Source organism: Barnesiella sp. ET7 (assembly GCF_024733785.1).
GTDB classification, from domain to species: domain Bacteria; phylum Bacteroidota; class Bacteroidia; order Bacteroidales; family Barnesiellaceae; genus Barnesiella; species Barnesiella merdigallinarum.
In genome coordinates, this window is sequence record NZ_JANRHM010000005.1 from 1 (window position 1) to 26,548 (window position 26,548).

17 protein-coding genes are annotated in these 26,548 nt (G+C 56.3%); 11 read left to right on the forward strand and 6 right to left on the reverse strand.

From position 1 onward, the window contains the following. Positions 1–1,056 precede the first annotated feature (1,056 nt). From NW211_RS04170 to NW211_RS04205, 8 genes are all read left to right on the forward strand, one after another. Positions 1,057–2,226, forward strand: coding sequence for a DUF1343 domain-containing protein (locus tag NW211_RS04170; protein ID WP_258327019.1), 1,170 nt, complete (start codon positions 1,057–1,059; stop codon positions 2,224–2,226). Positions 2,227–2,254: 28 nt separating this feature from the next. Beyond that, positions 2,255–3,709, forward strand: a complete 1,455-nt coding sequence (locus NW211_RS04175) for a sodium:solute symporter (RefSeq protein WP_087409647.1) — start codon at positions 2,255–2,257, stop codon at positions 3,707–3,709. A gap of 4 nt (positions 3,710–3,713) precedes the next feature. Next, a complete protein-coding gene (locus tag NW211_RS04180) occupies positions 3,714–6,200 on the forward strand; it encodes a glycoside hydrolase family 9 protein (RefSeq protein WP_258327020.1) in 2,487 nt (828 codons plus the stop codon). A 98-nt stretch (positions 6,201–6,298) separates the two neighbouring features. Then, complete coding sequence (locus tag NW211_RS04185) at positions 6,299–6,646, forward strand: hypothetical protein (protein ID WP_258327021.1); 348 nt, start codon at positions 6,299–6,301, stop codon at positions 6,644–6,646. Positions 6,647–6,726: 80 nt separating this feature from the next. Next, positions 6,727–9,033, forward strand: a complete 2,307-nt coding sequence (locus tag NW211_RS04190) for a TonB-dependent receptor (protein ID WP_258327022.1) — start codon at positions 6,727–6,729, stop codon at positions 9,031–9,033. A gap of 270 nt (positions 9,034–9,303) precedes the next feature. After that, positions 9,304–10,566 (forward strand): DUF3575 domain-containing protein, encoded by a 1,263-nt coding sequence (locus NW211_RS04195; protein ID WP_258327023.1) that lies wholly within the window; start codon positions 9,304–9,306, stop codon positions 10,564–10,566. Positions 10,567–10,581: 15 nt separating this feature from the next. Further along, complete coding sequence (locus NW211_RS04200) at positions 10,582–11,685, forward strand: DUF6562 domain-containing protein (RefSeq protein WP_258327024.1); 1,104 nt, start codon at positions 10,582–10,584, stop codon at positions 11,683–11,685. 55 nt (positions 11,686–11,740) lie between these two features. Beyond that, positions 11,741–13,753: a DUF6562 domain-containing protein gene (locus NW211_RS04205; protein ID WP_258327025.1), complete on the forward strand. Its 2,013-nt coding sequence runs from the start codon at positions 11,741–11,743 to the stop codon at positions 13,751–13,753. A 98-nt stretch (positions 13,754–13,851) separates the two neighbouring features. Here NW211_RS04205 and NW211_RS04210 read toward each other — a convergent pair whose 3' ends face one another. From NW211_RS04210 to NW211_RS04230, 5 genes are all read right to left on the reverse strand, one after another. Then, a complete protein-coding gene (locus tag NW211_RS04210; protein WP_375379573.1) occupies positions 13,852–14,817 on the reverse strand; it encodes a DUF362 domain-containing protein in 966 nt (321 codons plus the stop codon). Positions 14,818–14,857: 40 nt separating this feature from the next. Continuing rightward, complete coding sequence (locus NW211_RS04215; RefSeq protein ID WP_258327123.1) at positions 14,858–16,690, reverse strand: TonB-dependent receptor; 1,833 nt, start codon at positions 16,688–16,690, stop codon at positions 14,858–14,860. Between the two features lie 248 nt (positions 16,691–16,938). Then, positions 16,939–18,087 carry an aldo/keto reductase gene (locus NW211_RS04220; protein ID WP_258327027.1) on the reverse strand — a complete coding sequence of 383 codons (1,149 nt, stop codon included), beginning with the start codon at positions 18,085–18,087 and terminating at the stop codon, positions 16,939–16,941. A gap of 8 nt (positions 18,088–18,095) precedes the next feature. Then, positions 18,096–19,478: an aldo/keto reductase gene (locus tag NW211_RS04225; RefSeq protein WP_258327028.1), complete on the reverse strand. Its 1,383-nt coding sequence runs from the start codon at positions 19,476–19,478 to the stop codon at positions 18,096–18,098. Between the two features lie 25 nt (positions 19,479–19,503). Then, on the reverse strand, positions 19,504–21,009 hold the full coding sequence (locus tag NW211_RS04230; protein ID WP_258327029.1) for a 4Fe-4S binding protein: 1,506 nt from the start codon (positions 21,007–21,009) through the stop codon (positions 19,504–19,506). Positions 21,010–21,668: 659 nt separating this feature from the next. Between NW211_RS04230 and NW211_RS04235 the strand changes: the two genes are divergently transcribed. From NW211_RS04235 to NW211_RS04245, 3 genes are read left to right on the forward strand one after another with little or no spacing between them, the layout of a single operon-like run. Next, the gene (locus NW211_RS04235; protein WP_258327030.1) at positions 21,669–22,988 is read left to right on the forward strand and encodes a TolC family protein; all 1,320 of its coding nucleotides are present in this window, start codon (positions 21,669–21,671) and stop codon (positions 22,986–22,988) included. 13 nt (positions 22,989–23,001) lie between these two features. Beyond that, entirely contained in the window at positions 23,002–24,057 is a 1,056-nt protein-coding gene (locus tag NW211_RS04240) for an HlyD family secretion protein (RefSeq protein ID WP_258327031.1), read from the forward strand. Continuing rightward, complete coding sequence (locus NW211_RS04245; RefSeq protein ID WP_258327032.1) at positions 24,041–25,654, forward strand: hypothetical protein; 1,614 nt, start codon at positions 24,041–24,043, stop codon at positions 25,652–25,654. Before NW211_RS04240 ends, NW211_RS04245 begins: the two co-directional genes overlap by 17 nt. A 78-nt stretch (positions 25,655–25,732) precedes the next feature. Here the strand turns inward: NW211_RS04245 and NW211_RS04250 are convergent, their stop codons facing one another. Beyond that, positions 25,733–26,431 carry a GIY-YIG nuclease family protein gene (locus NW211_RS04250; protein WP_087408295.1) on the reverse strand — a complete coding sequence of 233 codons (699 nt, stop codon included), beginning with the start codon at positions 26,429–26,431 and terminating at the stop codon, positions 25,733–25,735. Between the last annotated feature and the right edge of the window lie 117 nt (positions 26,432–26,548).

The following is a 26,548-nucleotide window of genomic DNA, read 5'->3' on the forward strand; positions in this document are numbered from 1 at the left end:
TACCCCCGATGCGCCCACTCGGTCATCCCGCGCTCCGACGCGGGATCCAGAGAATACCGGCCTTGGTCAGCCGACCTTTTTATAATCACCTTTTTTAGTTTACCCAATCGCCTCCGGTGTGGTCACCCAGTCATCCCGCACTCCGATGCGGGATTCAGGAATATCGGCAAAAGTCATCCCGCGCTCCGACGCGGGATCCAGAGAATACCGGCAAGTTTACTCGTAAGATTCTCTTTCCTGGACCCCGCATCGCTGTGCGGGGTGACACGGTTCTCGACGCGGCATCCAGGATATACCCGCTGTTTATACCCAAAGAAAATAGCCGGCAGTACCGTCCGGGCCAGTAGGGACGCACGGCCCGTGCATCCAGAATCTCCCTTTTCTTTTCCCGCAAAAGAAAAGGGAAGCCAAAAGAAAGCTCCCGGCTGATGTCCGAAAGCTGAAAAATGACTGCGAGGCCCGGGGAAAAAGAACTCGCCGGGCTCGCTTTGCAGCAGCCGTTCGGCAGGCTTTACTGCCTCGGGCACTTCGATTGATTCGCCCCGGCTCAAACATCTTTTTCCCTTGTTCGTCCCTCTCCGCCATTTTTCTTTCTGCTTTCTCCCATAGGCCGGAGGACTTCGCGCTTTAGTCATCGCCCCCGACACGGTCATCTGGTCATCCCGCACTCCGATGCGGAATCCAGGGAATACCGGCAAGTTTACTCGTAAGATTCTCTTTCCTGGACCCCGCATCGATTGTGGGGTGACACAAAAGAAGCGCCGCCGCTGTTATCGGGCCGAGTTGGTCGCAGGCTGCGCCATCGTCGGGGCTGCGGAACTCGCCACAGGCTCAGACACTCCTCGTCCTCTATCCATCTTTGGCTTGCCCACTCCCTGCCCGATAAAGGCGGAGTTTTGCGACTCTTCTATCTTTCTTCATGTGGGGCATGGCAATTGTACTTTCTGTATAGTTGATAAAATCTATTAAATATATTTATCGCGGTTGTCTTACTCTGAAAATATGTTTACATTTACAAATAAATTGTGAATTATTTATTTTGAGCATATAGATACCATGAGAAAGAGATTTCTGTTTCTGTTGTTATTTTGTTTTGCACTGATGGTATGCCGGGCCAAGGATAGCCGCGTAGTGGTGGGGGCCGAGCGTACGGGCGAGTATTATCCGGCGTTGAAGGGGCAGCGGGTAGCTGTCTTTTCGAACCACACGGGGATGGTGGGCGACCGCCATCTGGTGGATATGCTGGTGGCCGACGGTGTGAATGTGGTGACGATATTTTCGCCGGAGCATGGTTTCCGCGGCGATGCCGATGCGGGTGAACATGTGGCGGGATCGGTCGATCCCAAGACGGGAATAAAAATCAGTTCGCTGTACGATGGCAAGTCGGGCCGACCGTCGGACGAGTCGATGCACTCGTTTGATGTGCTGCTGGTCGATATTCAGGATGTGGGGCTTCGCTTCTATACTTATTATATTTCGATGGTGAAGTTGATGGATGCCTGTGCCGAGTTTGGCCGCCCGGTGATTGTGCTCGACCGGCCCAATCCGAACGGGCACTATATCGATGGACCTATCCTCGACATGAAGTACAAGTCGGGGGTGGGGTGGTTGCCTATCCCTGTGGTGCATGGCATGACGCTGGGCGAGTTGGCCCGCATGGTGAACGGTGAGCATTGGCTGCCCGAGGACCGGGTGTGCGACCTCACGGTGGTTCCTTGCCTGAACTACACGCACCAGACGCACTATGTGCTGCCGGTGCCTCCGTCGCCCAATCTGCCGAATATGCGTGCCGTCTATCTCTATCCCTCGACCTGCTATTTCGAGGCTACGCCGGTGAGTCTGGGGCGGGGTACCGACTGGCCTTTCCAGGTGTATGGTCACCCTAACATGAAGGGGTATGACTTTTCGTTTACGCCGCGCAGCGTACCGGGTGCCAAGAATCCGCCGCAACTGAACAAGAAGTGCTATGGCGTGGACCTGACGGGGCTTACCGACGAGGAGATTTGGGCCAAGGGGCTGAATCTCGAGTATGTGATCGATGCCTATCGCAACCTCAATCTGGGCGACCACTTCTTCCGCTCCTTCTTCGAGAAACTGATAGGTGTGGATTATGTGCGCCGAATGATCGAGGAGGGCAAGTCGGCCGACGAAATCAAGGCCATGTGGCACGACGATGTGGAGAAGTTCAGGGAGCAACGCCGTCCTTATCTGTTGTATGAAGAGTAATAACCGTAAACTTAAATAGCTGAAACACATGACACCCGTAGTTGTCTTAATCACCATTTTCGCTTATTTTATCGTCTTGTTCGGCATTTCGTATGTGGTAGGTCACCGGGCCGACAATCAAGGTTTTTTCGTGGGCAATCGCAAGTCGCCCTGGTATGTGGTGGCCTTTGCCATGATTGGTTCCATGATTTCGGGGGTGACCTTCATCTCGGTGCCCGGTATGGTGGCCGCCAGCGGATTCTCGTATTTGCAGATGGTGCTGGGGTTCATCGTGGGGCAGTTGCTCATCGCCTACGTGCTGGTGCCGCTGTTCTACCGCATGAATCTGGTTTCGATTTATGAGTATCTCGAGAACCGGTTCGGCCTTTCGTCGTATCGCACGGGGGCCTGGTTTTTCTTTATTTCGAAGATGTTGGGCGCTGCCGTGCGCCTCTTTCTGGTGTGTGTGGTGTTGCAGATGCTGGTCTTCGAGCCGCTACATCTGCCCTTTATCCTGAATGTGATTTTCACCGTAGGGCTGGTGTGGCTCTACACCTTCAGGGGCGGAGTGAAGTCGCTCATCTGGACCGATACGCTCAAGACGGTGTGTCTCATCGTTTCGGTGATACTCTGCATCTACTATATCGCCAGCGACCTGCACCTCGACCTGGGTGGAATGTGGCAGACGATACGCGGGTCGGAGATGTCGCAGATGTTCTTCTTCGACGATGTGAACGACAAACGCTATTTCTTCAAGCAGTTCCTGGCCGGTGTCTTTACGATGATTGCCATGAACGGACTCGACCAGGATATGATGCAGCGCAACCTGAGTTGCAAAAACTCCAAGGATTCGCAGAAAAACATGATTACGAGCGGCATCGCGCAGTTCTTTGTCAATGCCCTCTTCCTGATGCTGGGCGTGCTGCTCTATGTCTATGCCGCTACCGAGGGGATAGCCGTTCCGCAGAAGAGCGACGAACTCTTCCCGCTGATAGCCACGCAAGGCTACTTCCCGTTGATTGTGGGTATTCTGTTTGTCGTGGGTCTCATCTCGTCGGCTTATTCGGCTGCGGGGTCGGCCCTGACGGCGCTTACCACCTCGTTTACGGTCGATATTCTGGGCGTGAAGGGGAAGAGCGAAGAGCAGGTGGTGCACTTGCGTAAACGGGTACATATCGGCATGGCCGTGGTGATGGGTGTGGTTATCTTCATCTTCAACCTGTTGAACAACACGAGTGTCATCGACGCCGTCTATACGTTGGCCAGCTATACCTACGGGCCCATTCTGGGACTCTTTGCCTTCGGTATCTTTGTGAAGGCACAGGTGCGCGACCGTTATATCCCGCTGGTGGCCATCGCCTCGCCGGTGCTCTGCTTCATTCTCGACCGCAATTCGCAGGCCTGGTTCGGCGGTTATTCGTTCAGCTACGAACTGTTGATTATGAATGCCCTGTTTACCTTCATCGGGCTGTTGCTGTTGATTAAGAAACCAGTAAAAGCATAAAGACATGAAAAAGATTGTCGGGGCTCTCGTGGCGGGAGCGCTCTCTCTCGGTACGGCCGTCTGGGGCGGCGAGTGGATACGGGTGAACCAGTTGGGCTATCTGCCCGCTTCGCCCAAGGTGGCCGTCTATATGAGCGACGAGGCCATCGACCTGGAGTCGTATGCATTGGTCGACGATTGTACCGGTCAGGAGGTGATGCGTTTCGACACCCCTCGGGCTGCGGGCCTGTGGGGCCGGATGCAACGCATGTATCGGCTCGACTTCACCGCCTGCAATCGGCCCGGTACCTATCGGCTGAGGGCCGGCGATGCCCTCTCGCCTCGCTTTGTTATCGGCAATCGGGTGTACGACGGCACGGCCGACTTCATCCTGCGCTACATGCGTCAGCAACGCTGCGGCTTCAATCCCTTCGAGCGCGACAGCTGTCACACCCACGACGGCTATATCGTCTATCACCCCACCCGCAGTGGCCAACACATCGACGTGCGGGGCGGCTGGCACGATGCGAGCGACCAGTTGCAGTACGTGACCACCTCGGCCAACGCCACCTATCAGATGATGTTTGCCTACCTGAAGAATCCCGGAGCGTATGGCGATGCCTACGATGCCAACGGCCTGCCCGGGACCAACGGTATCCCCGACATCGTCGACGAAATCAAATGGGGGCTCGACTGGCTCAACCGCATGAATCCGTCGAAAGGCGAGATGTATAACCAGATAGCCGACGACCGAGACCACAAAGGGTTCAAACTGCCTTCGCAGGACGAGATAGATTACGGTTGGGGCAAGGGGCTGGGACGCCCCGTCTACTACTGTTCGGGCGAGCCCCAGGTGCGGGGCGAGTTTACCAACGCCACCACCGGCGTGGCCAGTACGGCCGGCAAGTATGCCTCGTGTTTTGCGCTGGGGGCCCGGGTGCTGGCCGACTTCTATCCCGCGATGGCCGATACGCTGCTGGCCAAGGCCCGCGACGCCTATCGTCACGGTGTGGAGCATCCTGGTGTGTGCCAAACGGCATCGGTGGTTTCGCCCTATATTTACGAAGAGTGTAATTGGACCGACGATATGGAGCTGGCTGCTGCTCAACTCTACCTCTCGACCGGCGAGCCGCAGTTCCTGAACGAGGCGGTCGAGTATGGCCGATTCGAACCGGTAACTCCCTGGATGGGGGCCGACAGTGCCCGCCACTATCAGTGGTATCCCTTTATCAACCTGGGCCATTATCACCTGGCCGGGGTGGACGACAGCCGCGTGAGCCGCGAGTTTACCCGCAACCTGCGCAGCGGCCTGGAGCGGGTGCGAGAGCGGGCCGAGGGGAATCCTTTCCTCAACGGGGTGCCGGCCATCTGGTGCTCCAACAACCTGACGGTGGCCGTGGCTACCCAGTGCCGGCTCTATCGCGAGTTGACGGGCGACGACCGTTATCGCGAGATGGAGGCGGCTCTCATCGACTGGCTCTTCGGCTGCAACCCCTGGGGCACGAGCATGATTACCGAGTTGCCCTTGTGGGGCGACTATCCCATAGACCCTCACACGCCACTCATAGCGTTGGGGGCAGGTACGACCGTGGGCGGACTGGTCGACGGGCCGGTCTATGCCTCGATATTCAACAACCTGCGAGGAGTTCGTCTCTCGCGCGAAGACCCTTACGCCCCGTTCCAGTCGGCCGAGATTGTCTATCACGACGACATGCAGGACTATTCGACCAACGAACCCACGATGGACGGCACGGCCAGCCTCAGCTATCTGCTCTCGTCGTTGCAGCAGGAGGGAGCCGAGGCCGCAGGGCCCGACCGCAACGAGTATGCCTGTGGCGGCATTGTGCGCACCGACCGCTCGAAGCGGCAGATTTCGCTCGTCTTCACGGCGGCCGACAAGAACGACGGCGCCCGGCGTATCCTCGAGACCTTGCAGCAGTGCGGTGTGAAAGGCTCGTTCTTCTTTACGGGTGAGTTTTACGAACGATTCCCCCAAACCATTGCACAACTGATACAAGCCGGCCACTACGTGGGGGCACACAGCGACGGGCATCTGCTCTACTGTGCTTGGGAGCGTCGCGACTCTACGCTGGTAGACCGGCAGCAGTTCGAGAGCGATATGCAAGCTATCTACGGCCGCATGAGCCGGGCCGGTATCGACCCGTCACAGACGCGCATCTTCGTCCCGCCCTACGAATACTACAACGAGACCATCGCCGCCTGGGCGCGGGGCATGGGGCTGCGCATCGTTAACTTCACCCCCGGAACCTGGACCAATGCCGACTATACCACCCCCGACATGACCAACTATCGCAGTAGCCGGGACATCTACAACCGGGTGATGGAGGTCGAGAAGCGCGAGGGGCTCAACGGCCATATTCTGCTCTTCCACCTGGGGACCGATGAGCGTCGCACCGACAAGTTCTACGACCGTTATCTCGAGCGGCTCATCCGCACCTTGCAGAAGAGGGGTTACACCTTTGTCGCCTTGCCCGAAGCCGTGGGGGAGTGAGATACCTGATTGTAGGTAAATATGGACCTCTTTCTGCCTGTCGTATTGGATTGTAAGATAAAAAGCCCTACCTTTGCGTCTTTAATAATCGAAAGATTATGAACAGGCTGCTCCGTTCCATAGCGAAATACTTTCTCCCTGTATTGTTCATTTCATATATAGGTTGCATTTCGCTGTTTACCCACACGCACGTGGTAAACGGGGTGACCATCGTGCACTCGCACCCCTACAATCCCAAGGCTCATCACGGCCACACCACTACCGAGTTTCAACTCATACACGCTTTGTCGCATCTCACTACGGCCGAGCCGTCGGTGGGGATGCTGCTTTCGGCTGTGCTGTTTGCCTTTTCGTGCCGGTTGCTCTATCCGGCTACCCGCTTCGTACGCACACTCAGGCAGTGGGGGGCTCACGGGTTGCGTGCTCCGCCCGTTTCGATTCTGTAAAATAAGAGGAAACAGAAGGTTTACTCCTGCTCTTGGCGAGTGGGGGATGGATGAGTCTTAACTATTCAGAATCGAAAAAAATGAAGAAATACATTATTTTATGCGTGATATGCCTGTGGCATATCGGCGTGAGTCGTGCCGAAACGGCAACTCAGAAAACATTGGATATAAACATTGTGGGCCATGTGCTCGACAAGCATACGCGGGAACACCTGCCCTACATCACGATTTCGTTGAAGGGGACCACCGTGGGGACGATGACCGACGGTTCGGGTCACTACTTTCTGAAGAATTTGCCCGAGGGCGATTTCGTGCTCGAGGCCTCGTCGGTAGGTTATGAGACGGGCCGGCGGAAGGTGTCGCTGAAAAAGGGTGTGACGCTGGAAATCGATTTCGAAATCGAGCCGAGTGACGTGGCACTCGACGGCGTGGTGGTTTCGGCCAACCGCAGCGAGACTACGCGGCAACTGGCCCCTACGCTGGTCAATGTGCTGAACATAAAGACCTTCGAGAATACCAACTCCGGCACGTTGGCCCAAGGGCTCAACTTTCAGCCGGGTGTGCGGGTCGAGAACGATTGCCAGAACTGCGGCTTCCAGCAGGTGCGCATCAACGGGCTCGACGGTCCCTACACACAGATACTCATGGACTCGCGTCCCATCTTCAGTGCCCTGTCGGGGGTGTATGGCCTGGAACAGATTCCGGCCAACATGATTGAGCGGGTAGAGGTGATGCGGGGCGGCGGTTCGGCTCTCTTTGGGTCGTCGGCCATTGCGGGTACCATCAACATCATTACCCGAGAGCCGTTGCGCAACAGCGGTTCGCTGGCACACACAATCACCTCGATAGGAGGTAGCGGCAAGTTCGAGAACAACACGTCGCTCAACGCCTCGCTCGTGACCGACGACAACAAGGCGGGGCTCTATGTATTCGGGCAAAACCGGCAGCGTGCCGGTTACGACCACGACGGCGACAGCTTCACCGAGTTGCCCGAGCTGAAGGGGCAGACGCTGGGATTCCGCTCTTACCTGAAGACCAGCAACTACTCCAAGCTTACGCTGGAGTATCACCACATCAACGAGTATCGCCGGGGTGGTAACCTGTTGAACCGTCCGCCCCACGAGGCCGATATTGCCGAGCAGTTGAACCACTCGATCAACGGGGGAGGACTCAGCTACAGCCTCTTTACTCCCAACGAGAAACACCGTATCAATCTCTACGCTTCGGCCCAGCATATCGACCGCGACAGCTATTACGGCACGAAGCAGAACCTCGATGCCTATGGCGAGACCAACGACCTGACGGTGGTGGCCGGTGGACAGTATATCTACAGTTTCGACCGCTGTCTCTTCATGCCGGCCGACCTGACTGCCGGTATCGAGTACAACTACGACAAGCTGCGCGACGAGATGAAGGGCTACAACCGCACCACCCGCCAGGAGGTGCATATCGAGAGTGCCTTCCTGCAGAACGAGTGGAAGAACGACCGCTGGAGTTTCCTCGTGGGCGGACGGCTCGACAAGCACAACCTTATCGATCACGTTATCTTCAGTCCCCGGGCCAATGTGCGTTTCAACCCCACGCCCAACGTCAACCTGCGGGCCAGCTATTCGTCGGGTTTCCGGGCTCCGCAAACCTACGACGAGGACCTGCACGTGGCTGCCGTAGGGGGCGAGGGGACTATCATCCAGCAGGCGGCCAACCTGAAGGAGGAGAAGTCGCACAGCGTGAGCCTCTCGGCCGACATGTACCGCCGCTTCGGAGCCTTCCAGTGCAACCTGTTGCTCGAGGGGTTCTACACCCGGCTCAACCATGTGTTTGTGCTCGAGGAGGTCGGGTTCGACCAGACCCACAACGCTAAGGTGAAGGAGCGCCGCAACGGCAAGGGGGCCGAGGTGGCCGGTGTGACCGTCGAGGGCAAGGTGGCCTATCTCTCGCTCGTGCAGCTGCAGGCCGGTGTCACCTGGCAGCGGAGCCACTATACCCAGCCCGAGCAGTGGAGCGACGACGAGTCGGTGCCTGCCGAGCGTCGTATCTTCCGCACCCCCGACTGGTATGGCTACTTCACCGCCACCTACACCCCGGTGAAGCCGTTGAACATTGCCCTCTCGGGAACCTACACGGGTTCCATGCTGGTACAGCACATGAAGGGCTACATAGCCAAAGATGTGGCGGTGACTACCCCCGACTTCTTCGACATGACGGCCAAGGTGTCGTATGACTTCTCGCTCTACAAGGCCATCACGTTGCAGGTCAACGCCGGTGTGCAGAATATCTTCAACGCCTATCAGCGCGATTTCGACCAGGGTAAGGAGCGCGACTCGGGCTACATCTACGGTCCTTCGATGCCCCGCAGTTATTTTGCCGGTATGAAGCTGATGTTCTGAGGTGATTATCAGTTAGATTCATAGTTCTTATTCAAAGGGCTGTGTCCAAATTTTTCGGTTTGGGCACAGCCTTTTTTAGGATTGAAAGGCAGGGATTGTGATAGAACCAAAAAGGATGGATAGATTTTCTTGGTTTATTTTGCATATTTAATAATATTATACTACTTTTGTAATATACATATTTAAATAGTTCAAAAAACAAAATATTCCGACAGCGGTTATACCATAAGAACACGGAAAAGGGGGATATGCAACGATAACTAATCAATTATGAAAAGGGGGCTGCTGTTATCCATATTGGGCGCATTGACGATAGGACTGCTTCATGCGCAAGAGGCTCGGGAGACCGCTTTCCCCCGAGCTACCTATCCCGATTATGTTGTATTCTTGCCTCAGAGCGAGATTGACTCGGTCTATTATTCCCACAATACATCGATTATCCCGGTTGTCTTTCGGGTCAACAAATACGACCTGGTGCCCAATCGCCAGCTCGACAGCATCGTGCAGGTGCTGCACCGGATACAGGTCGACCCGGCCGTGCGTATTGCCTGCGTATGGATAGGCGGTAGTGCGTCGCCCGAGGGACCCAAGGCCTGGAACTACCGGTTGGGCGAATACCGTTCGCAGGCATTGGCCCGCTATCTGGCCAAGGAGGCAGGGTTCCCGCGCGACCAGATGGAGGTGGTGAATCTGTGGGAAGACTGGTATTCGTTTGAGGTTGCCCTCGAGAACGGGGCACAGATACCCCACAAGGAGGAGGTGATGAAAATCTTGCGTACCGAGCCCGACAACGAGCGGCGCAAGCGGAAAATCATGGCTCTCGACAAGGGGTATACGTGGCATCGGATCATTCGCGATGTCTTCCCGCCCTTCCGCAATGCCCGCATGGCCATTGTCTGTTACGAACAGCCTCGCGACCTGCCGGCCGAGCCCCAGCTGTTGCCGCTCTGCGACGGCATACCGGCCCCCCGGCCCGTACAGCCGGCGGCGGTAAATCCCGTATCGGTGGCCGAGCCCCGCAAGTGGCACCTGGCCGTGAAGACCAACCTGCTCTTTCTGGCAGCCGCCACGGCCAACGCCGGGGTAGAGGTGGAGTTGTGGCCGCACGGCACACTCGATATACCGGTATGGTACTCGCCCTACGACATTACCCCCACGCGCAAATTGCGTTTACTGGCTACCCAGCCCGAGCTGCGCTGGTGGCCGGGCCAGGTGATGCAGGGCCATTTCATCGGGTTGCATACCCATGTGGTCGGGTTCAATGTCGCCGTCAACGACAAGGGTCGCTACCAAGACCCCAACCATGCGTTGTGGGGCATGGGTCTCAGTTATGGATATGCCCTCTCGTGGGGCAAGCAGAAGCAGTGGGGTGTCGAGTTCAATATCGGTGTCGGGTTTGCCGAGTATGACTACGATGTATATCAGAATCGGAAGGACGGGCAACTGTTCCGTTCGGGTTCCGATTTTTACTGGGGAGTAACCCGGGCCGGAATCAGTTTGTCGTACAAGTGGGCTTTCCCCCGCAAGAAATAGGAGGGTAAGAGTTCTATGAAAAGGAATCTGTCTTATATAGCAATACTTATATGTCTCTTGTCGCTGGGGGTTACAGCCTGCGATGAGACCATACACGAGTATCCCCGCACGAACGATGTGCGGGTGCTGGTCGAGTTGAATGCCGATCGCATGCCTCCCTTCTATTATAAAAGTATGATTTACGACGAAGAGGGAAACAGCACCGTGCAGGAGCTTCCGCATGTGTCGGCAATGCCCTACGTCCCCGACGAACGTCTGTGTGCCCGCTTTATAGTCGAACTCTACAAGCTGCCGTCGGCCGGAGCCTCGGTCGATAAGGGTATCCTGGTCGATCGGCGGGAATTTTCGGTCGACCGGTTGGCTCAGCCTCCGCAAGATACGCTGGCTTTCCAGTTGCCTCAGGGCTACTACCGGGTATTGTCGTGGGCCGATTATGCCCCCGAAGTCCGGGTGAGTGAATGGCATTTCGATACCCAGCAGTTGAATGCCGTGAGAGAGAATATAGACCACACGCCAATGGTCAATCACCATAAGAATGCGGCAGCGGGTAGTTGCGACTTCTCGGTAACCGTAGGGCGATATGGCGAAGAGATTTCGGTCTCTACGCCGGGCAGTACGGCGACGGCAACCCCCTCGGGAGAGCCGCTGGTGCCGGTCTACATGAAGCGTCCTTCGGCCCGGTTCCATCTGTGGGCGACCGACTGGAACGAGTTTTCGAAAAAACGCAGTCGGGCTTCGGTCAACAACCTGTTGGTGCGAGTCGTATATAAACAATATGTAGGGGTAGGATACAATGTCGAGAGTGGTATGTTGAATGCCTTTATAGAGTCGCGTACGATGGAGATGATGCCGCCCGACGAACCCAGCGGCGGTGAAGTGCTGCTGGCCTATGACTATGTGTTGGCCAACGACGGTCGCGAAGATCATGTGCTTGTCGATATATTTATCTATAATACGGATGGCGAGGAGATAAACCACTATCAGAATGTAGATATACCGCTCTACCGCAACCACGAGACCGTGTTGCGGGGACCGTTCCTGACCAAGAAGATAGGTAGCGGCAATATAGGTATCGACGACGATTTCGACGATGAGTTTGTGGTGGTCATACCCGATTGATTTGATTGGAATAGAAAAGACAGTTTAGTTATATTATAATTTTAATAGTTCTGTTATGAGAAAGTATCATTATTTAATGGGAATGGTGTTGCTGGGACTGGCAACCAGCTGTTCCGAAGTGATGGATGAGCCGGGATTGAACCCCAACGGCGATGAGATAACGCTTCGCTTTGAGGCTCCCGAAGCTTTACAGATTACGCGTGCCGTACCGGGGACTAACAGTGGTCAAGGGGGATTGGTGAATGTAGACTGGAGTCAGTATGACTTGCGTTATCAGGTAGCCGTTTACTCCGAAGACGGTTCTACGCTGCTCGCTGAGCCTCAGTTGAAGACGGTCGATACCTACGGACCGGTTACCTTCAACTTCAGACTGACGCCCAACAATACCTACAAGTTTGTAGCCTGGGCCGACTTTGTGCGCCAGGGCGAGACGGCCGACTTGCACTACAATACGGCCGATTTTACCCGCATTGCCATACAGGATAGTGTGGATGCCCAGTTGAATGACGAGAGCCGTGATGCCTACTTCCTGGCCAAGAATGTGGCCGTGTCGCAAACCTTCGGTGAGACGATGACGCTGAAACGTCCGTTTGCCAAGCTGCGGGTAGTGACTACCGACTGGGCTTCGAGTGGTGCCAAGATGCCCGACAACTTCAAGGTTTCGTATCACGATTGCACCCGGTTTGTCGAGCTGAACGCCGTGACGGGCGAGGCTTCGGGCGGTGCCGATGCCGACGCGTCGGTGGTCTATACCGCCACCTTGCCGCAGGATGCCTCGGGCGACAAGTTCTACGAAGGGGGCTACGACGCCACGGCCAACAACCGTACGCTGTTTGTCGACTACCTGATTGCCAATGATGTGCAACAGGCTATTCACTTCAGTGTAGATTGGTTGCAGGGTACGGAGTCGATTCTTACCAAAGACTTTACCACCAACATACCCATACAGCGCAACTACCTGACGACGATTCTGGGTAACCTGCTCACTGTGGGCGGCAGCGTGACTATCGATATCGAGGAGGGCTTTGTAAACGAGTGGATCGACGGTGCCGAGTGGTGGCAATCTTCGCCCGTGACTCCGGTGCAACCCGCTCTGGAGGAGACTCGTAATGGCGGTCAGACCGTGAGAGTCTATCGCATCAGCACCCGCGACGAGTTTGCCTGGCTGCCCGACCACATCTACGACATGGTTACCGAGACCTATACCGATACCGACGGCACGGAAAAGAGAAGAGCTACCGTTACGACCATTCTTCTCGAGAACGATATAGACATGAACGGTGTGGACTGGAAACCCATCTATACCACCGGAGAGAACACCTATACGGTCGACGGTCAGGGCCACGTGCTGCGCAACTTCTCCATGAACGGACAGTTTGGCGCCGTGTATGAATACAAGTTGGGCCCCTTCGTGCTGTTTACCTATCATGCCTACACCGGCGTATGGGGTAAATTTGAGGGTGTGATGAAGAACCTGACCTTCGAAAACATCACCATCAACGGTTTGGCCAACAGTGAGGTCGATGTCGATACCGACGGTAACCCCGTAGACCACAGCAAAGAGTATGCCTACTTTGCCGGTTGTATCGGATACACCGGAGCCAATTACAGTACGGTGGTAAATATCGAGAACGTACAGGCTCGTCACGTACGCATCAAGGCCTCCGACGGTTTGCAGACCCAGAATGTGGGTGGCCTCGTCGGTTGGATTGGTGTAGGAGGCGGCAATACGTGGTTGAAGAATTGCTCGGTCGACGATGTGACGATAACCGGTTATCAGGCTGGTGGTTTGGTAGGTCAAGTGGTTGGTGGCCGCGGTGTGGCATTTACCAATTGCAGTGCCGAGAACGTGATTATGCGTATGCGTCGTGGTTTCGCAAGGTCGGACATCTCGGGCTTCATCGGCCAGTTCAACGACGGTGCCGGCTCTAAAATCGAGTATTGTACCTACCCGACGAATGTGCAGTATATCGACGATGCTACCGGTCTCGTAGACGAAAGCTACGAACCTGCCAGTCCTTACTATGGCTATTGCGACGGCAAGACTACGCCCACGATTGTCGAGTAACCGCAACAGGGCCTCAGTGCAGGCCCGATGATACAAGAAATCCCGGCTCATTCGTGAGTCGGGATTTTCTGTTTATATCGATGTGCAGCAGTGGCCCGTCAGTCGAGGGTGATCAGTTCGTAGCTCTGGGTGCCCAGTCCTATCTGCTCGCCATACTCGAGGGTGTGCATGCCGTGGCGCGAGTCGATGCGCTCGATCAGGTGCACCTTGCCGGGGTCGCTCGAGGCACGCACCAGGTCGGTGCAGGCTTTGTCGAGGGCCACGGGGTCGAGCGAGGCCAGTATGCCGATGTCGCCCATCCGGGGCGCTTCGGGCGAAGCGTCGCAGTCGCAGTCGACCGAGAGGTTGTTGGCTACGCTGATGTAGAGAATTTTGTCGCCGCAGTGGTCGGCTACCGATTTGGCCGCTTCGGCCATCGACTCCAGAAAATCGTCCTGGGCAGGCAGGTTGCTCCAAGGGTTACTTTTGGTCTTCCCGGCCGAGTGTATCCAGGCCTTTCCGCCCGACGAGGCGATACCTATCGACATGTTTTTGATGGCTCCGCCGAATCCGCCCATGGCATGCCCCTTGAAGTGCGAGAGGATGATGGTGAAGTCGTATTGCGGGTAGTGAGCCCCCACATAGTTCTCCTTCAGGTGTTTGCCCCCTTGTACGGGCAGGGCTGCCTCGCCCTCGGCATCCATGATGTCGACCGGTGCGATGGCTGTGAAGCCGTGGTCGGCAGCCGCCTTCAGGTGGTTTTCGGTATCGGCCCGTCCGCCGCCGTAGGCAGTATTACACTCGACAATGGTACCGTTTACCTTTTGCACAAGCGTTTGAATGAGTGAAGGTTGCAGGAAGTTGTGCCCGCCCGGTTCGCCGGTCGAGAGTTTTACGGCCACTTTGCCGGTAGCTTCGCGGCCCAGGGCTTCGTAGATTTTGACCAGATTCTCCGAAGAGATCTCTTTGAACATGTACACGCGAGCAACCTGTTGCTCTCCCTGGGAGGGCTGTTGCTCCTGATTCTGAGCCTGTGTGCTGCAACTGATGCCGGCCATGACCGGGAGAAATGCCCACAAGGCCATCGAGATGAATTTGGATTGCATAGGCTGTATTGTTTAGGGTTTAGAAGTTCAGATTCACACCGGCCATGACCGTAGCCCGTGGCATGGGGTAGCCGGCATTGATTTCGTAGCGCTGGGCCAGCAGGTTCTCGCCCCGGGCCCACACGTCGAGCCAGCGGTTCACGCGGAACGAGGCGTTGAGGTTCCACAAGACGAACTCCTCGGTCTGAGGGTTGTCGCCTACCGTCGTGTAGAGGTTGTCGATGTATTGCACGCCGGTCGATACGGTCCACCGCTTGTGGGTGTATTGGGCTCCAGCGTAAAGTTTGTGTTCGGGAGCACCCACGACGGGATTCTCCATGTGCAGGTAGCTGTAATTGGCCTCGACCGACCAGTGCGGGTCGATGCGGTAGGCTATCTCGCCCTCCACGCCACAGTTCTCAATCTTGCCGGTGTTCTGGTTCAGCATGCCAGTGCCGTTGGGGTTGGGCAGGGTGACGATGAGGTTTTTGCCGTCGATGTAGAAGAGGTTGATGCCGTAGGTGAGGCTATTGTCGAGCAGGTGTTGGGCCCAGGCCAGTTCGTAACTCCACATCGACTCGGGCTTCAGGTCGGGGTTCTGGGGTGGGAACATGTACATCTCGCGCAGGATGGGGTAGCGGAAACCCTTCGAGGCCGAGGCCTTCAGTTCGATGGTACGGGGCAGGTGGAACGAGAGTCCGGCTTGCGGTATCCACTCGGTACCTACTCGCGAATGGTGGTCTACGCGCACACCGGCATCGAGGGTGAGCCAGCTGCCCATGTCCTGGCGGAAGTCGACGTAACCGGCCAATTCGTCTTCGTGCTTGTCGACCAGGTCGCTCGTCGTGCCCGCCTTCTCGCCGCTCACAAACTTGTTCCAGGCATGGCCGCCGTAGCGGAACCAGTCGAAGCCCACGGTGATGCGGTTGCCCGGGAAGAACTGCGTGCTCTGGTAGAGCGACAGGCCCATCATGTTGTCGAACGAGAGGAATCGGCTCTCTTGCGGGGTCTCTCCTTTCGAGGGTGTATAACCGTCGTTAATCCAGTGGTTGCCCCAGTTGTAGAAGAAGCTGGCGGCACCCGAGGTTTTCTCGTATTTGTTTTCCACGGCAAAAGAGGTCATGCCGCGGGTGATGCTCTGGTCGCCGTCGAGTAGCGGGGCGCTCACCGGGCCCGGATAGGAGGCGTTGAAGTGGGTCACGTTTACGTCGCCGCGCAGGTTCCAGTTGTCGGTAACCCGATAACCCAGTTTGGCATAGCCGCCATACTGTTCGAAACCCATATCGGAGCGGTGGCCGTCGGTGCGGTTGTACGAGCCGCTGATGAGGCTCGTGAACCGACCCTTTCGGATGCGGTTGGTCACTTCGCTCTGCAGGGTGTTGAACGAGCCGTATCCCAGGTTGACGTTGGTCTTTACCCCCTCTTCGTGCAACTGGCGGGTGACGATGTTGATTACCCCGCCCATGGCGTTCGAACCGTAGAGCACCGAGGCCGGGCCGCGCAGCACCTCCACGCGCTCGGCCAGGAACGACTGGTAGGCGTCGGAGATGGGGTGCCCGAAGATACCGGCATATTGCGGGTGTCCGTCGATAAGTACCATCATCCGGCCCGAGCCGCCGCTCAAGCCACGCAGGGCTATGCCGCCGGCTGCACCGTTGGATACGCCGTAGCCCATGATACCCCGTGAGGTGATGAAGAGCCCGGGCACCTGCTGGGTGAGTATGGGCAGTACCGAGGGTTGCATGCTCTGCTCGATCTCCTGACGGTCGATGACCGAGACGGTGAGGGGCAGATGCCGTACGTCGGTCTCGTTGCGGGTACCGGTCACCACCACTTCGCCGATGTGAATCGGGTCGGAGGGTTTTCCGGCCATGGCCAGGTAGGAGTTAGACAGCGAGTCGGTTTGTGCCGAAGCGATTCCGGCAAAGCATAGAAACAGGGGTAAAAGTTTTGTCCTCATTCGTTTATACAAATCTTCTTGATTGTTTTACAAATTGTTTATTCGGGTGAGATGAGCCCGGCGATACCTGGCGCGTTTTCACAGCGCGGCACCAGAGGGTACCTTGCAGGGACTCTCTTCTTTCTCTTTCATGTTCGTTTTTTTGTCTTTGCGAGACTGTGTCAGTAGCCAAATCGTTGAGCGGCCCGTTGCATCGACTCGACAATCTGCACGCCAAAGGGGCAGCGCGTTTCGCAAGCGCCGCAGGCAATGCACTCCGAGGCATGGTGCTCGAGCGCCTTGTAGTGTTCCCGTACGGTTTCGGGAATCTCACCTTGTGCAACAGTCAAGTTGTAGAATTTGTTCACGGCGGCAATGTCTATTTTCGACGTGCAGGGGGCACAATGGCCGCAATACATGCAGTGTCCGCGCCACGAGAACCGGTCGAGATGGGTCATCACCGCGGTGTAGTCGCGCTCTTCGGGCGATGCCTGGCACCAGGCAATGGCGGCAGCCATCTCGTCCTGAGTCTTGCATCCCAGCATGACGGCAGCCACGGCGGGGCGGGTAAGGGCGTAGTCGATGGCCTGTACGGGGGTGAAGGCACAACCGAAGGGCGAGTTTTCCTGGTCGAGCAGGTCGCCGCCGCCGAAGACCTTCATCACGTCGATAGCTACCCCTTCGCGTTCGCACAAGGCATAGAGCTGCTCACGGGCCGGGTCGATGTTGTGCAGGGCCCCGGCGTAGCTCTGCTGATCGAAGAGTACATCTACATCTTCGTTGGGCGGGAGCAGGTCGTAGCAGGGGTTAATCGAGAAGAGCAGCACGTCGATGAGGCCCGTCTTTACCGCCATGCTGGCCACGAGCGGGTTGTGGCTGCTCATGCCTATGTGGCATATCTTGCCCTCGGCCTTCAGCCGTTGGGCAATCTCGATAATCTCGTGGTCGAAGACCGTGTGAAAATCCTTCTCGGCATCGACGTAGTGAATCATGCCCACATCGACATGGTCGGTGCGCAGCTGCTTGAGCAGGGAGTCGAACGACTCGATGGTCTTCTTCGGGTCGCGGGTGCGCAGGTACTGGTCGTTCTCCCAGGTGGTGCACAAGTGTCCCTGTATGACGAAGCGGTCGCGGCGGCCCTCCAGTGCCTGCCCGATGTGGTCGCGCAGGTCGGGGTTCGACGAGTAGATGTCGACAAAGTTGATGCCCCGGTCGATGGCAAAGTCGAAGTCGGCCTTCACCTCTTGAGCGCTTTTGTTGATAAAGCCCTCACAGCCGAGGGCAATGGCACTTACCCGTATGCCGGTACGTCCTAATGTGCGGTATTCCATAAGCGAGTTTAAAATTCTTTACCTTGTTTCAGTTCCTCGACAAAGCGGTCGATTCGGTGCAGTTCCTTGGGTATGTTGATGCTTTGCGGACAATGAGATACGCACTGCCCACATCCGATGCAGTGGTTGGCCTGGCGCAACTTGGGTACGCTGCGGTCGTAACCGATGAGGAAAGCGCGGCGCGCTTTGCGGTAATTTTCGTCTTGCGACGAGGCCGGCACGTTGCCCTCGTTGATGCACTTGTTGTAGTGGAGCAGAATAGCCGGTATGTCGAGCCCGTAGGGGCAGGGCATGCAATACTTGCAGTCGTTGCAGGGGATGGTGGGGTAGCGCAGCATCAGTTGTGCCGTCTCTTCGAGGAATTTCAGATCGGCCTCGGTGAGGGTGTCGAGAGGCGAATAGGTGCGCAGGTTGTCCTGCAAGTGTTCCATGTAGGTCATGCCGCTGAGCACGGTGAGCACATCGGCGTGAGAGCCGGCAAAACGGAATGCCCACGAGGCCACGCTCGACTCGGGAGCCTGTTGCTTGAGGGTGGCGGCAATGTGGTCGGGTACGTTGGACAGGCGGCCGCCCAACAGGGGCTCCATGATGATGGCGGGGATGTGTCGTTTTTCCAGCTCGGCATAGAGATATTCGGCATTGACGTTATTGCCCGAGGCGTGGCGCCAGTCGACGTAGTTGAGCTGTATCTGCACGAAGTCCCAGTGCACGGTCTCGTGCATGGCCAGCACCTCGTCGAAGACAGCCTGGGTACCGTGGAACGAGAATCCCAGGTTGCGGATGCGGCCGGCCTTGCGCTCCTCGACGAGGTAGTCGAGCATGCCGTTCTCGATGTAACGGGCCCGGAAGGTCTCGATGCCGCCGTTGCCGATGGAGTGGAGCAGGTAGTAGTCGATGGTATCGACCTGCAGATTCTCGAACGACTTGCGATACATGGTGATGGAGTTCTCGCGGGTGTAGTTGGAGAAGTTCGACAACTTGGTGGCCACGAAATATTTGTCGCGCGGGTAACGCTTGAGGGCGATACCGGTCGCCTTTTCCGACCCGCCCTGCATGTAGACGGGGGAGGTGTCGAAGTAGTTCACGCCGTGGGCGATGGCATAGTCGACCAGTTCGTTGACTGCCTCCTGGTCGATGGTGCTGCTGGTGCCGTCGGGCGAAGGGATGCTGGGCAACCGCATCATGCCGTAGCCGAGCAGCGATACCCGGTCTTGTGTCTTGGGGTTGGTGCGGTAGGTCATCTGGTCGGTGGGGACTTCGGTGGTGGCCGTGTGGGCTGCCTCCTGCCGGTTTTTACAGCCGGGCAGTACGGCGGCCGAAGCGAGGGCCGTGCCGCCTACCACTTTCAGAAAGTTGCGGCGATTTATATTTTTGTTCGATTTGTTTTCCATTGTCTCCTCGTTTTTTTTTGAAGGGTTAGATGATGCGGTGTTGTTTGTGGCCTTCGACATAGATGGCACTGAAGGGGCGGGCCGGGCAGAGGTTCTCGCAGGTACCGCAGCCGATGCAACGCTCGGTGTTGACGACTGGAATCTTGGGTGAGTCGGCCACGGCGGGGTCCGAGGCCACCATCTGGATGGCACCCACGGGGCAGTGGCGGGCGCAGTTGCCGCAGCTCACGCCGTCGGTCAGGGGTATGCAGTTGGCTTTCACCCAAACGGCATGCCCTATCTGTATGCTCGACTTCTCGGCTACGGAGATGGGACGGATGGCGCCGGTGGGGCACACCTCGGAGCAGCGCGTGCACTCGGGGCGGCAATAGCCGCGCTCATACGACATCTCGGGCTGCATGAAGGTCATCAGGTTGCCCGAGGGGCGCAGTACCTGGTTGGGGCAATTGGTGATGCACAGTTGGCAAGCGGTGCAATGCTGGGCCAGATGCGAGGCGCTGAGCGAGCCCGGCGGAGTGATGGGGGTAGCCCGTTTGGGTATCTTTTTCTCTTCGATAGCAGCCAGACCGCCATCGACCTTCATCTCCTGTGCTTTCAGCAGGGCACTTCCGGCCAGTACGCCGGTGAGGGTCAGGAACTCCCGGCGGGAGTTGTTCCCCTTTGCCTCGGGAGCGGGAGCTTTCGCTTCGGCCGTCTTTTTGTTTTTCGGCAGTCGGGTGCGGGGCACGTAGTGAATGGCGTGTTGGGTGCAACGATTGAGACAATCCATGCACACTACGCAGCGGCTGTAGTCGATAGCATGATTTTTGGCATCGATGCACGAGGCTTTGCAGTTGCGGGCACACGACTGGCAACCGTTGCATTTGGTCGTGTCGATGGCGGGGCGGAAGAACGAGAACCGCGACAGCAACCCCAGCGTGGTGCCCACCGGGCAGATGGTGTTGCAGTAGGTGCGGCCGTTGCGCCAGGCCAGTACGACGATGACTACCAGGGTGACCGCGGCTACGATGAGCGAGGGGAGGCTCTTGAGCCAGACCTCGGTCGAGTAGAAGGCATAGCTGTCCATGCGCTCGGCCACGAGGGCGAGCAGGTTGTTGCCCCACCGGTATATCGGGGCAAAGAGGTTGGTGGCTATGCGGCCGTAGGCGCTGTATGGAGCGATGAGGGCGGCCCAGGCGGTTAACCCGGCTACCAGCATGGCGATGAAGATGACCAGCACGCCGTAGCGCAGCCACGAGAGGGCCGGCGAATAGCGGAACCGATGTTTCTTGCGCTTGCCGACCAGCCACGAAACGATGTCCTGGAATACACCCAGGGGGCAGATGACCGAGCAGTAGATGCGCCCGAAGAGCAGGGTAAGCACCACCAGCAGAAGGATGACGCCCACATTCAACGCCAGCACGGCCGGGAGAAACTGTATCCGGGCCAGCCACCCGAACCACAGGTGCAGCGTGCCCGTGACGTCGAGAAACAGCAAAGTGATGAGGACGAAGCAGATAGTTGCAGCGACTATTCTGATTTTTCGTAACATAGAAGTTTGTTTTACTATTAAATACTGTGTGTCGTGATGACGATTTCTTGTCTGGAAATCACCTACGAAAATACGCAAAGATTTTCTATTTCGAGGAGCATCGGTCCGGGAAAAACACACTTTTTTGCCTGAATTTTTCTCGTGCCGGGCCGGCGTAAAACCTTTCGGTCGAGCCTTCTATGCCGTGCTGTCTCTCTTTATCTTGCGTATCGTGCCCCCCTGAGGGGGTCGATGGCAAAGGTAGTGCGGGTATGGCGCATGCGAAATAGACAAATTACAGATAGTTGTACCCGTTTTACAGATTGTACCTCGACCGGGTGGTTCGGCGGGTGTTCCCGGGTAGATTGTAGCCACGGAAAAAGCGTGTATGTATATGAGAGAAAGATATATAGAAGAAAAATATTTCTGTTTTTTTTTGAGGAAATCGCTACAGATACCGAATCTTTTTGTACCTTTGCGCCCCGAATGGAGTATATTGCTCCATGTATCTGATGAGACCAAACATAGCCAATCGCATTTATAATTTTCGTAGTGGAGTATTGACAAAACTCGATTCGTTTCACCAATGGGGAATGGCCAATTCCGATTGATCAATAGCTACGGTCAATACATTCTTTTTTAGTTAATCCTACATTTTTAATTCATAATTTTTTTTACGAATGAACAAATTCTATTTGTCCATAGCGGTGCTGTGTGCATCGTTATGTGCAGGTGGTGCATGTGCTCAGGAGCCGGTCCGTCGGGTGTTTACGCTGGACGAGATTTTCGACCTGGCCGATCGCAACAGCAAGACACTGCGCCCCTCGTTTACGGCAATCGATGAGGCTCACGAGGCGGTGAGAGTCGCCAAAAACGACCGCTTACCCGACATAGATGCCTCACTTTCTTTTAGTTACTTGGGCGATGGAACCCTGATGGAGCGTGATTTCACGCAGGTAGAACGGGCTCCGATGCCTCACTTGGGAAACAACTTTGCACTGGAGGTTTCGCAAATCATCTATTCGGGTGGAGCCGTTTCGAACGGTATCGCCATAGCACAGTTGCAAGAGCAGAATGCCCGGCTCGACTGGGCCAAAGACCGCAACAAGGTGCGTTTCCTGCTGGCGGGTTACTACTTCGACCTCTTCAAGCAGCTCAATCTGATCAAGGTTTATGAGCAGAATATCGAGCAGACCAAACAGTTGCTCAAGGATATACGGGCCAAGCAGGGCGAGGGTCTGGTGTTGAAAAACGACATCACCCGCTACGAGCTGCTGCTCTCGGACCTTGAGTTCACCGTCGTGCAAATCAAGAACACGCTGGGTATCCTCAACCGCAATCTGGTTACCAACCTGGGGCTCGACGAGTCGGTATGGATCGAGCCCGACACCACCCTGCTGTCGCGCACGCTGCCCATGGGCGATGCGGCCTACTGGCAAAACGAGGCGATGGAAAACTCGCCCGAACTGAAGCAGTTGGCTCTGGCCGTGCAGATGAACAAGCATCAGGATAAAATCGTGAAGTCCGACCGCCTGCCCAAGATTGCCCTCATGGCCGGCAACCATTTCGACGGCCCTATCACCATCGAGGTTCCTCCCATCAACAAGAATTTCAACTACTGGTATGTAGGCGTAGGGATAAGCTACAACCTGGCCTCGCTCTACAAGACCAACAAGGCGGCCAGCCGCAGCAAGCTGACCATACGCCGCACGCAGGAGCGATATGACGATGCGAGCGAACAGACCGGACTGGCCGTGCAGGCGGCCTATGTGCGCTATGTCGAGGCATACGAACAGCTGGTTACCCGCAAGAAAAACGTAGAGCTGGCCGGCCAGAACTACACCGTCATCGCCAACCGCTACAAAAACGAGCTTGCGCTCATCACCGATATGCTCGATGCGAGCAACTCCAAACTCTCGGCCGAGGTACAGCTGGCCAATGCGCAAATCGACATTGCTTTCAATTATTACAAACTTCTTTATTTAACAGGTACATTATAAATCGTTTACAGCTATGAATAAGAAATCACGCAAAATAGTATTCAACGTCGTGGCCATCGCCTTGCTGGTGATAGGTTTTGTATGGGTCTGCTCGCGATTCGTCCATCTGGGACGGGTCGAGTATACCGACAATGCGCAGGTACGTCAGCACATCGTGCCGGTAAACAGCCGGTTGCAGGGCTTTATCAAGAAGATTTATTTCGAGGAGTATGAGCCGGTGCACAAGGGCGACACGCTGTTGCTCATCGAGGATGCCGAGTTCCGCCTGCGGGTGGCTCAGGCCGAGGCCGACTACCAGAATGCGCTGGCCGGCCGCAGCGCCATAGGTACGGCCGTATCGACGGCCCACAACAACCTGGCCGTGTCGGATGCCGGTATCGAGGAGGTAGAGGTGCTGCTGAAGAATGCCGAGAAAGACTACGAGCGTTACAAGAAGCTGCTTTCCGAAGAGGCTGTGACGCAACAGCAATACGACGGGATGAAGACCAATTACGAGGCCTTGAAGGCCAAGTATGAGATGCTGGTGCGGCAGAGACGTTCGGCCTCGCTGGTGAAGGATGAACAGGCGCAACGCCTCGACCAGAACGAGGCTGCCGTGGCGGTGGCCGAGGCGGCTCTCGACCTGGCCAACCTGAACTTGTCGTACACGGTGGTGCTGGCTCCCTGCGACGGGGTGACTTCGCGCAAGACCATTCAGGAGGGGCAGCTCATCCAGCCGGGACAGACGCTGGTGTCGATTGTCGACGAGGCCGAGACGTGGGTGGTCGCCAACTACAAGGAGACCCAGACGGCCCACATTGCCAAGGGGATGCCGGTCGACATGACCATCGATGCCATTCCCGGGGTGGTCTATAAAGGTCGGGTGCAGTCCATCTCGAAAGCTACGGGTGCCCAGTATTCGCTGGTACCGCAAGACAACTCGGCCGGCAACTTCGTGAAGGTCGAGCAGCGTATCCCGGTGCGTATCGTCTTTTCGGAGGAGAACTCGCCCGAGGATATGGACAAGCTGCGGGCCGGATTGAACGTAGAGTGTGAGGTAAAGTATCGCGACCATGACTCCGCTCGATGACTTGATGCGCCGGGTGCCCGCCTTCAAGGAGTGGGTGCCCATGTGGGCGCGGGTAGTGTCGTTTCTCTTTTGCATTCTGGTGTTCCAGTGCTCGGGGGGTATCTACCTCTCGTCGGTGAGCGAGATGATGGGGGCCACGACGCTGATGCAGGAAGATATACTCATGGCCGGTTATGCCTCGTTTATCGGCATTACGATGATTTTCCCCGTCCTGTTCCGGCTGAAATTCAGGTTGCCGACACGCACCATTCTGCCCATCGTGGCCGTGGGGCTTATCGTGGGCAATATCATCACGATGAGCACCGACAACCTGATGGTACTGGCGATAACCTGTTTCTTCACGGGAGTGTTGCGCATGTGGGGAACCTTCGAGTGCTTCTCGTCGATACAGTTGCGCATCACCCCCACGCGTAACTTTGCCGTATTCTTCCCGGTTATCTACCTCACGGTATTTGGCTGCATACAATTCTCGGGGCTGGTCACCACCTACCTCACCTACTTTTACAGCTGGCACTACATGCACTACCTGGCCGTAGGGCTGTTGCTGGTGGTGATTGTCCTCTCGCAGTGGCTGCTGCGCAAGTTCTATCTGCGTCCGCCGTTGCCGCTCTTCGGCATCGACTGGCTGGGTGCCGTGCTCTGGAGCGTGGTGCTGCTGCTCATCGCATTTGCCTTTAACTACGGCGACTATTACGACTGGTTCGACTCGCCCTACATACGGCTGGCACTGGTGTGTGCGGCTCTGTTTCTCTTCCTGAGTCTGCAGCGCATGTGGCACATACGTCACCCCTATATCGAGCCCGAGACCTTCAAGTACCGGCACTTCGGCACGGTGGTGCTCCTCTTCTTCGCCCTCAACTGCCTGTCGGCCACCTCGACGGTGCTGCAAGGAGCCTTTACGGGAGGCATCCTCCACTACGATTCGCTCAATGCCATCTCGCTCAATGTACCCGGTCTGCTGGGTGTCGTAGCCGGGGCACTCCTGTCGCTACTGCTCCTGGCCCGCTGGCAGATGAGTTACAAGACGGTGACCTTCATCGGGTTTGTGCTGATGGTGGCCTATCAGTTGGTGATGTACTTCTTGATTTCGCCCGACATGAATATCGAGCGGCTCTACCTGCCGCTCTTCCTGAAGAATGCGGGCAATGTGATGATTTATGTGACCCTGACTACCTATCTGTCGCAGATTGTGCCCTTCCGGCACTTCTTTCAGGCCCTTTGTGCCGTGGGTTTCGTGCGCGAGGGGATAGGCGGCCCCATCGCTTCGGCGCTGGTGGCCCGGGTGTTCAAGATGGCGATGCAGTCGAACTACTACACCCTGGGCGGCTCGCTCGATGCCGTGAACCCGCTCACGGGGCAGGTACCTTTCTCGGCCTACTTCGGCGAGTTGCAGTGGCAGGCTACGCTGGTCTCGATCAAGCAGGTGTTCGGCTATGCCGTGTTGCTGGGTATCCTGTTCCTCATCGTGATACTCTTCACCCGGTATGCGCGCATTACGCATCGTGTCAAGCTCTTCCGCGTGCCGGTCGTAGGCCGGCTCTTTGCCATCAACCTCTCGCACGAGCGGATGGAAGAGAGTGAACAAGCCGAACGGTAATGACGCTTGAATGATTCAGATAAAAACACAGCCCGCTTTTTGGCGGGCTGTGTGCGTAATTGAAATGTCGATATTGAATTACTCTGTGGCAGGCTCGGACTGTACCTCCAACTCTTCGTCGTCTTGTTCAATCTCTCTCCTCAGCTCTTCGAGAACCTTTCCCTTATAGGTGAAATATTTGGCCCCTTGATAGGTGCCCGACGTATTGCGCTTGTCTTCGGGCATGAAAGTCCCTACAAAGGGCGAGAGTTTATAGATGCGGCCATCGTATTCGATGGAGTTGTCGCTGGCTACTTTTACCTGTATACCCGTGGGAATGAATGTAATATATTCGCCAATAGGAATACCGACCAGACTGAACCGGAAGCGTTCGCGCTTGACTACTCTCTTGTTGTTGGTTGGGGGGCAGTCGTTACCCGGTTCTTGAATGGGCCTGTTGTCGCGATACTCTGTGATGACAGCGTCGTCGATGGTTTGGGCTATGTCCTTGAATATGTCTAAAGCAACTTGTGGCGGCACATTGAAAAACTCTCTGTTTTGGCGAATCCGTAGGTCGGTTAATCGGTCTATGGTTTTGTGTACGAGCTTTTCGACCTCGTTGAATTTTACGGTCTTGATGGTCGCATAAATCTCGAAAGGCAATGGCACGGCGGTATTATCCAGTTCTTTGGAGCGAATATCGACCGGGCGGGCACTCTTCCCGATTTTGACCCAGTCTTCACGAAAACTGGGATTGGTCAAAATATATACATATCCGGGTTCTGTCGTGGTATTCATATTGAATAAGGCTTTGCAATAACAGTAGTGAGAGGGGGTGCAGACACAAGTGAAGACTCACCGGTTCCATTGGGTTGACTATGCCGAACCACATCCTCTCTTTTACAAAGATAGCGA